This is a genomic window from Pseudomonas stagnisoli (assembly GCF_048595745.1).
GTDB lineage: Bacteria > Pseudomonadota > Gammaproteobacteria > Pseudomonadales > Pseudomonadaceae > Aquipseudomonas > Aquipseudomonas alcaligenes_A.
In genome coordinates, this window is sequence record NZ_CP184361.1 from 3908578 (window position 1) to 3923164 (window position 14587).

Annotated in this window: 9 protein-coding genes; 7 read left to right on the forward strand and 2 right to left on the reverse strand. The window is 65.4% G+C overall.

Annotation, left to right across the window (positions count from 1 at the left end):
- Positions 1 to 58 precede the first annotated feature (58 nt).
- Positions 59 to 1054 (forward strand): DctP family TRAP transporter solute-binding subunit, encoded by a 996-nt coding sequence (locus ACOAPY_RS18835; protein WP_465154312.1) that lies wholly within the window; start codon positions 59 to 61, stop codon positions 1052 to 1054.
- A gap of 4 nt (positions 1055 to 1058) precedes the next feature.
- On the opposite strand, the gene ACOAPY_RS18840 is transcribed toward ACOAPY_RS18835, so the two are convergent.
- Positions 1059 to 1895 carry a 23S rRNA (adenine(2030)-N(6))-methyltransferase RlmJ gene (locus ACOAPY_RS18840; RefSeq protein WP_465154313.1) on the reverse strand — a complete coding sequence of 279 codons (837 nt, stop codon included), beginning with the start codon at positions 1893 to 1895 and terminating at the stop codon, positions 1059 to 1061.
- 146 nt (positions 1896 to 2041) lie between these two features.
- Between ACOAPY_RS18840 and ACOAPY_RS18845 the strand changes: the two genes are divergently transcribed.
- From ACOAPY_RS18845 to selO, 4 genes are all read left to right on the forward strand, one after another.
- Positions 2042 to 3844: an acyl-CoA dehydrogenase gene (locus ACOAPY_RS18845; protein ID WP_465154314.1), complete on the forward strand. Its 1803-nt coding sequence runs from the start codon at positions 2042 to 2044 to the stop codon at positions 3842 to 3844.
- Positions 3845 to 3984: 140 nt separating this feature from the next.
- Positions 3985 to 5733: a potassium/proton antiporter gene (locus tag ACOAPY_RS18850; protein ID WP_465154315.1), complete on the forward strand. Its 1749-nt coding sequence runs from the start codon at positions 3985 to 3987 to the stop codon at positions 5731 to 5733.
- Between the two features lie 99 nt (positions 5734 to 5832).
- On the forward strand, positions 5833 to 9168 hold the full coding sequence (mscK, locus tag ACOAPY_RS18855) for a mechanosensitive channel MscK (protein WP_465154316.1): 3336 nt from the start codon (positions 5833 to 5835) through the stop codon (positions 9166 to 9168).
- 65 nt (positions 9169 to 9233) lie between these two features.
- Positions 9234 to 10694 carry a protein adenylyltransferase SelO gene (gene selO, locus ACOAPY_RS18860; RefSeq protein ID WP_465154317.1) on the forward strand — a complete coding sequence of 487 codons (1461 nt, stop codon included), beginning with the start codon at positions 9234 to 9236 and terminating at the stop codon, positions 10692 to 10694.
- Positions 10695 to 10759: 65 nt separating this feature from the next.
- Here selO and ACOAPY_RS18865 read toward each other — a convergent pair whose 3' ends face one another.
- Positions 10760 to 12016, reverse strand: a complete 1257-nt coding sequence (locus tag ACOAPY_RS18865; RefSeq protein WP_465154318.1) for an MFS transporter — start codon at positions 12014 to 12016, stop codon at positions 10760 to 10762.
- A 176-nt stretch (positions 12017 to 12192) separates the two neighbouring features.
- Between ACOAPY_RS18865 and ACOAPY_RS18870 the strand changes: the two genes are divergently transcribed.
- Positions 12193 to 13170, forward strand: a complete 978-nt coding sequence (locus tag ACOAPY_RS18870; RefSeq protein WP_076424353.1) for a sulfite exporter TauE/SafE family protein — start codon at positions 12193 to 12195, stop codon at positions 13168 to 13170.
- A gap of 125 nt (positions 13171 to 13295) precedes the next feature.
- The gene (locus tag ACOAPY_RS18875; protein WP_021698795.1) at positions 13296 to 14573 is read left to right on the forward strand and encodes a bifunctional O-acetylhomoserine aminocarboxypropyltransferase/cysteine synthase; all 1278 of its coding nucleotides are present in this window, start codon (positions 13296 to 13298) and stop codon (positions 14571 to 14573) included.
- Positions 14574 to 14587 lie beyond the last annotated feature (14 nt).

Genomic DNA, 14587 nt, shown 5'->3' on the forward strand with positions numbered 1-14587 from the left:
CGCCTGCTGCTCCAGCGGCACAGGCAATGACGTCCATACGCACAATCACAGGCTGATCATGAACAAGACCCTTTCTGGCCTCTGCGCCCTGCTGCTCTGTTTCACCACGCCGAGCTTCGCCGAGGAAAAGACCTTCCTGATCAAGTTCTCTCATGTCGTGGCCGAGGACACCCCGAAAGGCCAGGGCGCCCTGCTGTTCAAGCAGAAGGTGGAGGAACGCCTGGCCGGCCGCGTGCAGGTCGAGGTCTACCCCAATGCCAGCCTGTTCGACGACAGCAACGAGATGCAGGCATTGCTCGACGACAAAGTGCAGATGCTTGCGCCGTCATTGGCCAAATTCAGCGCGTACACCCCCAAACTGCAGGTGTTCGACCTGCCCTTCCTGTTCGATGACCAGGAGGCCGTGAGCCGCTTCCAGAAAAGCCCCAAGGGCCGCCAGCTGCTCAGCGCCATGGCGCAGCAGGGCATCAGCGGCCTGGCGTACTGGCAAAACGGCATGAAGCAGCTGGCCGCCACTCGCCCCCTGCGACAGCCGAGCGACGCCGCGGGCCTGAGCTTTCGCATCCAGCCCTCGCCGGTGATCGAAAGCCAGTTCGCCAGGCTCGGCGCGAAAGCCGTTGGCATGCCTTTCGCGGAAACCCCGAATGCGCTGCGCGCCGGCACCATCCAGGGCACGGAAAATACCTGGTCGAACATCCACAGCCAGAACTATGTGGAACAGCTGCCGCACATCACCGAGACCAACCACGGCTCGCTCAACTACATGCTGGTGACCAACAGCCGCTTCTGGTTCTCCATTCCCCATGAGACGCGCACGGAACTGGAAAGCATCATCGACGAGGTGACCTTCGAGGTGAACCGCGCCGCCGAGCAACAGAATCAGGCGGACCGCGAACGCCTGCTGGCCGGCGGCAAGGCCCAGCTGACCAGCCTCGATGCCGCCACGCGCGATGCCTGGCGCGACGCCATGCGTCCGGTATGGCAGCAGTTCGAGGAGCAGATCGGCAAGGATGTCATCGGCGCCGCCGAACGCGCCATCCGCCGCAATCGCTGAGGGTTCAGTCGGCGATCAGCCAGTCCAGGCGGAAGTCGCCCTGGCTCTGCGCCAGCTTGCCGGCCAGCCAGGGCAACAGCTGCTTGAGTTCGTCCTCCAGGCCCCAGGGCGCGTTGGCGATGGCCAGGCCGGAGCCAGCCAGGCGGCTGGCGTCGTCCGCCGGATGGACGAACAGCTCGGCGCGCAGCAGCTTGGGCGCGCTGGACTTGCCCAACGCCTGGTAGAAGCGCTTGAGCTGGCGCTCGTCCTTGATCGGGTACCAGATCGCCACCACCGTCTGGCGCATGCGGCCGATGGCCTCATCCAGCGCAGTAACGCAACGCTCCAGCTCGTCGACCTTCTCGAACGGCGGGTCGATCAGCAGCAACGCGCGCTTCTCCGCCACCGGCAGCAGGGCGCGCGGCACGTGCCAGCCTTCGCCCAGGTGCACGGCCACGCGGCGGTCACCCTTCATGTTGTCCTTGAGCAGCTGGCCGTCCTCCGGGTGCTTCTCGTTGAGTAGCACGCGGTCCTGCTCACGCGTCAGCTGTCGCGCCAGTTCGGGCGAGCCCGGGTAGTAGCGCAACGCACCGTCCGGGTTGAGGCCGCGCAGCAAGCCAAAGTAGTCGGCGGTCGCTTCGGGCAGATCGGTGGCCTCCCACAGGCGGCCGATACCGTCCAGCCACTCGCCGGTGCGCGTCGCCTGGTCACCCTGCAGGTCATAGAGGCCGACGCCGGCATGGCTGTCGAGGTAGGCGAAAGGCGCCTCCTTGCGTGACAGCAGGGCGATGATGCGGCTGATGACAAGGTGCTTGAGCACGTCGGCATGGTTGCCGGCATGGAAGGCGTGGCGGTAGTTCATGAACGTTTCACCTGGAGCGGGGCGCGAATTGTAGCCCGAAGGCGTGAAGGCGGCAGGTTCTGGCGACGTATCAGGCAAATGAATCTTGCTAGGCAGCCTCTATTCACAATCCTAGACTCCTGCAAGATCCCACCGGAGACGAGTCCATGTCCGAGTCCCTGCTCAGTTCCCGCAACCTGGCCTTCGAGCTCTACGAAGTGCTCGACGCCGAAGCCCTGACCCAGCGCGAGCGCTTCGCCGAGCACAACCGCGAGACCTTCGACGCGGCCATCGCCACCGCCCGCGGTATCGCCGAGGAGCTGTTCGCCCCGCACAACCGCAAGAACGACGAGCACGAGCCACAGTACGTGGATGGCGCCGCAGTGCTGATCCCCGAGGTCGAGCCGGCCCTGCGCGCCTTCCACGAGGCCGGTTTCCTCAACGCCACCCGCGACTTCGAACACGGCGGCATGCAGCTGCCCAACCTGCTGTCGCAGGCCTGCTTCGCCCACTTCCAGTCGGCCAACATCGCCACCAGCTCCTACTCGATGCTGACCATGGGCGTGGCCAACCTGATCGAGGCCTTCGGCAATGACGAGCAGAAGGCCCGCTACCTGCAGCCGATCATCGACGGGCGCTTCTTCGGCACCATGTGCCTGACCGAGCCGCATGCCGGTTCCTCGCTGTCGGACATCCGCACCAAGGCCGAGCCGCACGCCGACGGCAGCTACCGGATCAAGGGCAACAAGATCTTCATCTCCGGCGGCGACCAGCCGATCTCCGAGAACATCGTGCACATGGTGCTGGCCAAGCTGCCGGACGCCCCGCCCGGGGTGAAGGGCATCAGCCTGTTCCTGGTGCCCAAGTTCCATGTGAATGACGACGGCTCGCTGGGGGAGCGCAACGACGTGACCCTGGCCGGTCTGTTCCACAAGATGGGCTGGCGCGGCACCACCTCCACTGCGCTCAATTTCGGCGACAACGGCGAGTGCGTCGGCTACCTGGTGGGCAAGCCGCACCATGGCCTGTCCTACATGTTCCAGATGATGAACGAGGCGCGCATCGGCGTCGGCATGGGCGCCATCATGCTCGGCTACGCCGGCTACCTGTACTCGCTGGACTACGCGCGCAACCGCCCGCAGGGCCGCCACGCGGACGGCAAGGATCCGAGCAGCCCGCAAATTTCCATCGTCGAGCACGCCGACGTGCGGCGCATGCTGCTGACCCAGAAGGCCTACGTCGAGGGCGCCTTCGACCTCGGCCTGTACGCCGCGCGGCTGTTCGACGACACCCAGACCCTGCCCACCGAAGACGAGCGCAGGAAAGCCCTGGAGCTGCTCGACCTGCTCACCCCGATCGTCAAATCCTGGCCCTCGGAGTTCTGCCTGAAGGCCAACGAACTGGCCATCCAGATCCTCGGCGGCCACGGCTACACCCGCGAGTACCCGGTGGAGCAGTACTACCGCGACAACCGCCTCAACCCGATCCATGAAGGCACCCACGGCATCCAGTCGCTCGACCTGCTCGGGCGCAAGGTGTCGATGAACAACGGCGCCGCCCTCAAGCAGCTGATGACGCTGATCCAGGCCACCTGCCAGCGCGCCAGCCAGTTCGGTTCGCTGGACCGCCTGCGCCAGCCGCTGGAGCAGCTGGTGCAACGCCTCGGCGGCGTGACCCTGGCCCTGCTCGGCGACCTGCTGGCCGGAAAGGTCAACCAGGGCCTGGCCAACTCGGCGCTGTACCTCAAGGCCTTCGGCCACGCGGTAATCGGCTGGCGCTGGCTGGAACAGGCGATCCGCGCCGAGGAAGGCCTGGCTAACGGCAACCCCGCCGATGCCGACTTCTATAGAGGCAAGCTACAGGCCGCGCGCTACTTCCTGACCTGGGAAGTACCGAGCTGCCAGCACGAGCTGAACATTCTCGAAGCGCGCGACGACACCTGCCTTGGCATGCACGACGCCTGGTTCTAAGTCTCTGATTTGGCTGCGAAGAACGCCCCGCACATGCGGGGCGTTTTTCTTTGACAGGGCAGCGAAGGCAATGGTTAGAATCCGGCATGCCATCTGCATACTCAGATGCGCCCCCCCTTTTGTTGCCCCCGGAGTACGCCTTGGACGCCAGCGCCATCAACAGCCTGTTTCTGATCGGTGCGCTGCTGGTGGGCATGAGCATCCTGGTCAGCGCTTTCGGCTCGCGTTTCGGCATCCCGATCCTGGTGGTGTTCCTTGCCGTCGGCATGCTGGCCGGCGTCGACGGCCCCGGCGGCATCGTCTTCAACGACTACTCCACGGCCTATTTGGTGGGCAACCTGGCGCTGGCCGTAATCCTCCTCGACGGCGGCATGCGCACCCGCGTTTCCAGTTTCCGTGTGGCGTTATGGCCCTCGCTGTCGCTGGCCACACTCGGGGTGCTGGTCACCGCCGGGCTGACCGGCGTGGCAGCCGCCTGGCTATTCAACCTGCACTGGCTGGAAGGCCTGCTGATCGGCGCCATCGTCGGTTCCACCGACGCGGCAGCGGTGTTCTCCCTGCTTGGTGGGCGTGGCCTCAACGAGCGGGTCAGTGCGACGCTGGAAATCGAATCGGGCAGCAACGATCCGATGGCGGTGTTCCTCACCGTGATCCTGATCGACATGCTGGCCAAGGGCCAGGCCGGCCTCAGCTGGAGCTTCCTCGTCCACCTGCTGCAGCAGTTCGGTATCGGCGGGCTGTTCGGCCTGGGCGGTGGCTGGCTGCTGCTGCAACTGGTCAACCGCATGAACCTGGCGGGCGGACTGTACCCACTGCTGGTGGTCAGCGGCGGCCTGATCATCTTTGCCGTCACCAACGCCATCGGCGGCAGCGGCATCCTCGCCATCTACCTGTGCGGCCTGCTGCTGGGCAACCAGCCCATCCGCTCGCGCCACGGCATCCTGCACATGCTCGACGGTCTCACCTGGCTGGCGCAGATCGGCATGTTCCTGGTGCTCGGCCTGCTGGTAACGCCCCACGAGCTACTGCCGATCATCGTACCGGCGCTGGGCTTGGCGCTGTGGATGATTCTGTTCGCCCGGCCATTGTCAGTCTTCCTGGGTCTGCTGCCGTTCCGCGCCTTCCATGATCGCGAGAAAATCTTCATCGCCTGGGTCGGCCTGCGCGGCGCGGTGCCGATCATCCTCGCGGTGTTCCCGCTGATGGCCGGTCTGGACAATGCCCAGCTGTTCTTCAACGTGGCCTTCTTCATCGTACTGGTGTCACTGCTGCTGCAAGGTACCAGCCTGCCCCTGGCCGCCCGACTGCTCAAGGTCACCGTGCCGCCGGACCCGGCACCGATTTCCCGCGCCGGCCTGGAGATTCACCCCACCAGCCAGTGGGAGCTGTTCATTTACCGTCTCGGCGCCGAGAAATGGTGCATCGGCGCGCCGCTGCGCGATCTCAAGATGCCCGACGGCACCCGCGTGGCCGCACTGTTCCGCGGCACCGAACTGCTGCACCCGTCCGGCAGTACCACGCTGGACGCCGGCGATATCCTCTGCGTGGTCGGTCATGAACATGATCTGCCGGCACTCGGCAAGCTGTTCAGCCAGGCGCCGCAGCGCGGCCAGGACCTGCGCTTCTTCGGTGATTTCGTGCTGGAAGGCGACGCCCAGCTCGGCGCGGTGGCAGCCCTGTATGGCCTGAAGCTGGGCGAGGAGGACGGCCGCCAGCCTCTCGGGCGCTTCATCTACCAGCAGATCGGCGGCGAACCGGTGATTGGCGACCAGGTGGAATGGAACGGCCTGACCTGGACCGTGGCCCTGATGGACGGGAACAAGGTGCGCAAGGTCGGCGTCAGATTCCCCGAAGGCCAGGGCAAACCCGGCCCCGGCCTGTTCCTATGAGCGCGCCCACGCGCTGGTAAAGCGCCCTGGTTGGCGGCATCAGCCGCCTGCCTGGCATATCATTAGCCCCATTCTTTTCTAAGAGCCGCTGCCGCGACCATGTCTTTCCTGCGCCCTCTCCTTCTCGGACTGCTGCTTGGCTGCAGCTTCATCGCCCCTGTCTCGGCTGCCGAACCGCCTTCGGCCAAGGCCGTGCAGCAGAGCCTCGACGCCCTGGCCGACCGCAAGTTGCCGGAGGCCGAGCACAACGCGCTGAAGTCCCGCCTGGAGCAAACGCTGGCCTTCCTGGCCGACCGTGATGGCAGCCAGCAGAAGCTGGAGGCGCTCAAGGTTCAGCTACGCGATGCACCACGCCTGACCGGTGAAGCCCAGCGCGAGCTGACCCGCCTCAAGGCCACGGCGGCGGTGGATGTGAACAAGCGCTATGCCAAGTCCAGCGTGGCACAGCTGGAGCAGCTCCTGAGCGAACGCGCTGCCCAGCTGAGCAACTGGCAACAGGAACTGGCCGAGGCCAGCAGCCTGATGATCACCGCGCAGACCCGCCCGGAGCGGGCCCAGGCTGAAATCAGCAGCAACCAGACGCGCACCCTGCAGATCAACAACCTGCTCAAGGTCGGCAAGGAAGCTGGCAAGCCGCTCTCCGCCGAGCGCCGTGACCAGCTCAATGCCGAGCTGGCGGCCATCGAGGCGCAAACCGAACTGCGCCGCCAGGAACTGGCCGGCAACAGCCTGCTGCAGGACCTCGGTAGTTCGCGCCACGAGCTGCTGCAGGAGCGCATCCGCCGCCTCGACCAGGAGAGCCTGGATCTGCAGGCACTGATCAGCGAGAAGCGCCGCGAGAGCTCGGAACAGACCGTTGCCGAACTGTCCCGCGAGGCCGAGCAGGCCACCCCGGACAGCCTGCTGGCCCGGGAAAGCGCGACCAACCTGAAGATTTCCGACTACCTGCTGCGCGCCACCGAGCGCCTCAACCAGCTCACCCGTCAGAACCTGGAAACCAAGCAGCAACTCGACAGCGTCAGCCAGGCCGACCAGGCGCTGGATGAGCAGGTCAGCGTGCTGCGCGGCAGCCTGCTACTGGCCAAGATCCTCTACCAGCAGAAACAGACCCTGCCGCGCCTGCAAGTCGACGGCGGCCTGGCCGACGAAATCGCCGACATCCGCCTCTACCAGTTCGAGCTGAATCAGGAGCGCGACAAGCTCGGCGACCTGAATGCCTATGTCGATGGCCTGCTGGCCAGCCAGCCGGCCGAGCAGGTCACCCCCGAGCTGCGCAAGACCCTGCTGGAGCTGGTCACCACCCGCAGCCAGCTGCTCGAACACATGAACCGTGAGCTGAATGCCCTGCTCAACGAGTCGATCACCCTGCAGCTCAATCAGAAGCAGTTGCAGGCGATGGTCACGAGCCTGCGCAACACGCTGGAAGAACAGATGTTCTGGATCCCCAGCAACAAGCCACTCGACCTGGCCTGGTTGCAACAAGTCCCCAAACTGCTGGAGAGGCAGCTGGCGGCGATGCCCTGGGGCTCGGGAATACGCGAACTGGGCGCCGGGCTGGTCGACCGTCCCTGGCTGTTCATTCCGCTGCTGCTGCTCATCGGCGCCCTGGTATGGCGGCGCGGCTGGCTGTTCGCCAAGTTGCAGCAACTGCATGAGGATATCGGCCACTACAAGCGCGACAGCCAGCTGCATACGCCGCTGGCGATCCTGGTCAACCTGCTGCTCGCCCTGCCGGTGACCCTGCTGCTTGGCCTGGCCGGCGTCGCCCTGCTGATCGACGCGCGCGGCCAGAACGCCACGCTCGGCAGCGCCCTGCTGGAAATGGCCCAGGCCTGGCTGGTGTTTTACACCCTGTACCGCATCCTGGCCCCGGGCGGTGTCGGCGAACTGCACTTCCGCTGGCCGCGCTCGCAGGTCACCTACCTGCGCACCCAGGTGCGCCGTCTGGGGCTGGTCGTGCTATCGCTGGTGGCCGTGGTGACGGTTGCCGAACACCAGCCGGCGGTGCTCGCCGAGGACGTGATCGGCATCTTCGTGGTACTGACCGGCTTCGCCCTGATGGCCTGGCTGCTCAGCCGCCTGCTGCTGGCCGGACCGATGCGCGAGAACACCTCGCCGTTCCGCCTGCTACTGGGGCTGACCTTCACCGCTCTTCCCATCGGCCTGTTCGTCGCCGTGTGTTTCGGCTACTACTACACCGCGCTGAAACTGACCGACCGACTGATCGACACCCTCTACCTGCTGATTCTCTGGCTGGTGCTGGAAGCCGCCTTCGAACGCGGCCTGGCCGTGGCCGCCCGCCGCCTGGCCTATGCCCGCGCCCTGGCCAAGCGCCAGGCGCAACCCAAGGAAGGTCCGGAAGGCGAACCCCTGGTGGAGGAGCCGACCCTGGACATCGAGCAGATCAACCAGCAGTCGCTGCGACTGATGCGCCTGGCGCTATTGGGCGGTTTCGTCGCCTGCCTGTACTGGGTCTGGGCCGACTTGATCACGGTGTTCACCTACCTGGACAACATCACCCTCTACGAATACAGCAGCGGCACCGGTGAAAGTGCCACCCTGATGCCGATCAGCCTGCTCGACCTGCTGGGCAGCCTGATCATCATCGGCCTGACCATTGCCCTGGCCCGCAACCTGCCGGGTCTCCTGGAAGTCCTGGTGCTGTCACGCCTGAAGCTGGCACAGGGCAGCGCCTACGCCACCACCACGCTGCTGACCTACGTGATCAGCGGTGCCGGCTTTGTCGCCACGCTTGGCGCCCTCGGCGTCAGCTGGGACAAGCTGCAATGGCTGGTCGCCGCACTCTCGGTGGGCATTGGTTTCGGCATGCAGGAAATCTTCGCCAACTTCATCTCCGGCCTGATCATCCTGTTCGAGCGCCCCGTACGGATCGGTGACGTGGTCACCATCGGCAACCTGTCCGGCACGGTCAGCCGTATCCGCATCCGCGCCACCACCATCACGGATTTCGACCGCAAGGAAATCATCGTCCCGAACAAGACCTTCATCACCGGCCAACTGGTGAACTGGTCGCTGACCGATACCGTCACCCGCGTCACCATTCAGGTCGGCGTCGGTTATGGCTCGGATCTCGAGCTGGTGCGCAAACTGCTGCTGCAGGCCGCCAGAGAAAACCCGCGCGTACTGCGCGAACCGGAACCACTGGTGTACTTCCTGACCTTCGGTGAGAGCACCCTGAACCACGAGCTGCGCATCCATGTCCGCGATCTCGGCGACCGCAATCCGGCCACCGATGAAATCAACCGTTTCATCGATCGCGAGTTCAAGAAGCACGGCATCGACATCTCGTTCCGCCAGCTCGATGTGCATGTGAAAAATCTCGAGGGCGGCGAGTACCAGCTGATTCAGAGCAAACCGCAAGCTGCCGGCAAGGACAGCGGACCCGAGACCCCAGCGGCGCAAGACGAAGAGTAAGACGCGCTGGACGCCCCACGACAAGCCCGAGCACAATGCTCGGGCTTTTTCGTTGGAGCCCGCCGTTGAAAGCCCTCGCCGACCTCGTCTTCGATAACCGCTTCGCCCGCCTGGGCGACGCCTTCTCCACGGCCGTGCTGCCCGAGCCACTGGACGAGCCGCGCCTGGTGGTGGCAAGCCCGGCGGCCATGACCCTGCTCGACCTCGACCCGGCCGAAGCCGACAGCGAGCTGTTCGCCCAGCTGTTCTCCGGGCACAAGCTGTGGAGCGACGCAGAGCCCCGCGCCATGGTCTATGCCGGGCACCAGTTCGGCGTCTACAACCCGCGCCTGGGCGACGGCCGCGGCCTGCTGCTGGGCGAGGTGGTCAACGCCGCCGGTGAGCACTGGGACCTGCACCTCAAGGGCGCCGGGCAGACGCCCTACTCGCGCATGGGCGATGGCCGCGCGGTGCTGCGCAGCTCGATCCGCGAGTTCCTCGCCAGCGAGTACCTGCACGCCCTGGGCATCCCGACCTCGCGCGCCCTGTGCGTCACCGGCTCCAGCACCCCGGTGTGGCGTGAACGCCAGGAGAGCGGCGCCATGTTGCTGCGCCTGGCACCGAGCCACGTGCGCTTCGGCCACTTCGAGTACTTCTACTACAGCAACCAGCACGAACGGCTGAAGGAACTGGGCGAGCACGTGCTGACCTGCCATTTCCCCGACTGCCTGGCAGCGGAGAACCCCTGGGCAGCGATGTTCCGCGAGATCGTCGAACGCAATGCCGAGCTGATCGCCAAATGGCAGGCTTATGGCTTCTGCCACGGTGTGATGAACAGCGACAACATGTCGATCCTTGGCATCACCTTCGACTACGGCCCCTACGCCTTCCTCGACGACTTCGACGCCCGGCATATCTGCAACCACTCCGACGACAGCGGTCGCTACAGCTTCACCAACCAGGTGCCCATCGCCCACTGGAACCTGGCCGCTCTGGCCCAGGCGCTGACGCCCTTCGTCGAAGTCGAGCAGCTGCGCGAAACGCTGGGCCTGTTCCTGCCGCTCTACCAGGCCCACCACCTCGACCTGATGCGTCGCCGCCTGGGCCTGACCACCGCGGATGAGCGCGATGCGGCGCTGGTCGAGCGCCTGCTGGAACTGATGCAAGGCAGCGCGGTGGATTACTCGCTGTTCTTCCGCCACCTCGGCGAACGGGCGGCCAACGAAGCGCTGCTGCAGCTGCGCGAGGAGTTCGTCGACCTCGCCGGTTTCGACCAGTGGGGCCGCGACTACCTGGCGCGCGTCGCCCAGGAAGGCGGTACGCAGCAGGAGCGCCAGGCGCGCATGCACACGGTCAATCCACTCTATGTGCTGCGCAACTACCTGGCCCAGAACGCCATCAGCGCCGCCGAACAGGGCGACTACGCCCCGGTGCGCGAACTGCACGCCGTGCTCTCGCAACCCTTCAAGGAACAGCCCGGCATGCAGCGCTACACCGAGCGCCCACCGGAGTGGGGCAAGCATCTGGAAATCAGCTGTTCGTCCTGATGCGGATCGAGCCTGGCCTGACGCGCTCTCACCGCGCTACGCTTGCTTGACCTCTAAGCGCGGTGCTACTCAAATCGGGGAGGCGGCGATTCGGCCGCATTGCGAAAATAGCGCAGTACCAACACCAGCATAAATGCGCCCAACGCAGCGGCCGCAACGAATAACACCTGATAACCCAACCACTTGGCCAGAAGGCCGCTACATGCGCCGACTACGCCGGCCAGCAACACCTGCGCACTGGCCTGCAGAGTGAAGTCCGCACCCTCGTGTTCCGGGCGGCACATGCGCATCATCACGGCGAACAGGGCGACGGTGGACATGCCGTCAGCGGCCTGCTCGAACAGCGACACCGCATACACCAGCACGGCATCGCCGCCCCTGCCCACCAGCAACGCCATAGCGGCGATACCCAGCGCCTGCAGGGCGCCGAAAGCCAGCAGTGAGCGCAGCGCGCCGATCCTCGCGTAGAGCAGACCACCCAGCAGCGCGCCGCCGATGCCGGCCAGGCTGCTGATCAGGGTCAGCTGGCCGAGGGCGCTGGTGTCCCAGCCCTGGTCGACCAGCATCGGCTTGATCATCGGCGAACCGAGAGCGTCGCCGAGCTTGAAGGTCAGCACCACCGCCAGCCAGGCGAGCATGCCCGGTTGCGCCAGCAGGCCCTGGTAATGCCGCCAGAGCAGACCGGGTCCGGCGGGCTCGGCCAGTTCGATGTGCTGCGGCAGCAGGCGCTTCTCTGGAAAGAACAGAATCGGCAGGGTCAGCACCACCAGCGCCAGCGCCAGCAGGCCGATGGACAAGTTCCAGCCCAGCCCACCGATCACCAGCAGCAGGCCGCTGCCACTGGCCAGCATGCCGACCTTGTAGCCGCCCACCTGCAGGCTGTTGCCCAGGCCGCGCCAGCGCTCCGGCAGCAGACGCACGGCCAGGCCATCGGTGGCCACGTCCTGGCTGGCAGCAGCCAGGTTGATAAGCAGCAACATGCCCAGCAACAGCCAGAAGGCCGAACCGAACAGCGCTTGCGGGGCGATCAGGGCCAGGCCAGCCAGACAGAGGATCACCGTGCCCTGCAGCGGCAGAATCCAGCCACGGTGATGGCCCAGGCGCCGCGAACCAATGCGGTCGATCCAGGGTGCCCACAGCACCTTGAGCAACCAGGGCAGCGCCAGCAGCTTGAGCAGGCCGATCAGTGCCAGGTCGACGCCATTCTGCCGCAGCAATACCGGTAGCGAATGAGCCACCAGGCCAGACGGCAAGCCCTGGGCGCAATAAAGGGAGGCCAGGAGCACCAAGGTGGTGTTGGCGGGGCGATGGCTGAGTGTCATGGAGCGTCCATGCGTTGGAGATGGCCAAGCCTAGGGCAGCACAGAGCGACCAGGCAACAAAACCAAATAGAATATAAACCTACAGAAACATTCTTAGACTATCTAAGAAAAGCCCATTATCTTCGCCGTCTGCTTATTCCAGCCTGTTCTACCACCCACTGTCAGGCAGCCGCTGCATGAAAATCCGCGACCTCGACCTCAGCCAGAGCCCGCTCAATGCGGAGCACGAGGCACTGGGCCTGCCCCCCGTCGAAGACTACGTTACCCATCCGGACAACCACCCGGTACTGCGTGCCGCCATGTGGGCGGCCGTGCTGATCCTGTTCAGCCTGATCGGTTTCCTCGCCTGGCGCCTGTTCTTCGGCGACAACGGCGGTCACAGCGGCCTGGAAATCATCGAAAGCGCACTGAGCAGCCCGACCTTCTGGAGCGCGGTAGCAGTAGGCTTCCTGGCCCAGGTGGTGGATGGCGCACTGGGCATGGCCTATGGCATCACCGCCACCACTTTCCTGCTCAGCGCCGGCGCCTCTCCTGCCGCAGCCAGCGCCAGCGTGCACATCGCCGAAGTATTCACCACCGGTCTTTCGGGCATTTCCCACGCCAAACTGGGCAACGTCAACAAGTCACTGTTCCTGCGCCTGCTGCTGCCCGGCATCATCGGCGCAGTGCTTGGCGCCGTGCTGATCACTCAGTTCGACGGCGACGTGATGAAGCCCTTCATCTCTGCCTACCTGCTGCTGATGGGGCTGTACATTCTGCGCAAGGCCTATCTGCATGTAGCCCAGCGCAAGGCTCCCAAGCACGTGGCCAAGCTGGCCCTGTTCGGCGGTTTCGTCGATGCCGCCGGCGGCGGTGGCTGGGGCCCGGTGGTCACCAGCAGCCTGATCGGTTCGGGCAGCGATCCGCGCACCACCATCGGCTCGGTGAATTTCGCCGAGTTCTTCCTGACCCTTTCCAGCGCCGCCTCGTTCATCCTCCTGGCCGGCGAACTGGACACTTGGTTGATGGTCGCCGGCCTGGTGTTCGGCGGTATGTTCGCCGCGCCCTTCGCTGCCTACCTGTGCAAGAGAATCCCGGCGCGCACCCTGATGACCATCGTTGGCTGCCTGATCACCCTGATCAGCGCCTTCAACATCTACAAGGCACTGGCGTGATCGCAATCTAAGCATCGATCAAAACGTTCTAGCCCAAGGCCCGGATCATTGACTCAGCGCATTGACCGGGCCTCGTCGTTTTCCCCATGCTGCGAGCTTTCCAATAGCCCGAAGGAACGTCCTGCATGAAACTGGAAACCCTGGCCATCCACGCCGGCTACAGCCCCGATCCGACCACCAAGGCGGTGGCCGTGCCGATCTACCAGACCAGCTCCTTTGCCTTCGACGACACCCAGCACGGTGCCGACCTGTTCGACCTGAAGGTCGCCGGCAACATCTACTCGCGCATCATGAACCCGACCAACGCCGTGCTCGAAGAGCGCGTGGCGGCGCTGGAAGGTGGCGTCGGCGCGCTGGCCGTGGCCTCCGGCATGGCGGCCATCACCTACGCCATCCAGACCGTCGCCGAGGCCGGTGACAACATCGTCTCGGTGGCCAAGCTGTATGGCGGCACCTACAACCTGCTGGCCCACACCCTGCCGCGCTTCGGCATCCAGACCCGCTTCGCCGCGCACGACGACATCGCCGCCCTGGAAGCGCTGATCGACGACAAGACCAAGGCGGTGTTCTGCGAATCGATCGGCAACCCGGCCGGCAACATCGTCGATATCCAGGCCCTGGCCGACGCCGCGCATCGCCACGGCGTGCCGCTGATCGTCGACAACACGGTGGCCACACCGATCCTCTGCCGTCCCTTCGAGCACGGTGCCGACATCGTCGTGCACTCGCTGACCAAGTACATCGGCGGCCACGGCACCAGCATCGGCGGCATCGTGGTCGACTCCGGCAAGTTCCCCTGGGCGGACAACCAGGCGCGCTTCCCGCTGCTCAACACGCCCGATCCGTCCTACCACGGCGTGACCTACACCGAGGCCTTCGGCCCCGCCGCCTTCATCGGCCGCTGCCGCGTGGTGCCGCTGCGCAACACCGGCGCGGCGCTGTCGCCGTTCAACGCCTTCCTCATCCTGCAAGGTCTGGAAACCCTGGCCCTGCGCATGGAGCGGCACTGCGAGAATGCGCTGAAAGTCGCGCAATACCTGCAGAGCCACCCACAGGTGGCCTGGGTTAAATATGCCGGCCTGGCCGATCATCCCGAGCACGCGCTGGCACAGCGCTACATGGGCGGCAAACCAGCGGCGATCCTGTCGTTCGGCATCCAGGGCGGCCAGGAAGCCGGCGCGCGCTTCATCGACGCGCTCAAACTGGTGGTGCGCCTGGTCAACATCGGCGATGCCAAGTCGCTAGCCTGCCACCCGGCTTCCACCACCCACCGCCAGCTCAACGACGAGGAACTGCAGAAGGCTGGCGTGCCGCGCGACATGGTGCGCCTGTCGATCGGCATCGAGCACTTCGACGACATCCGCGCCGACCTTGAGCAGGCCCTGCTGGCCGCTCGCGGCTGACCCTTGCAAAGCGC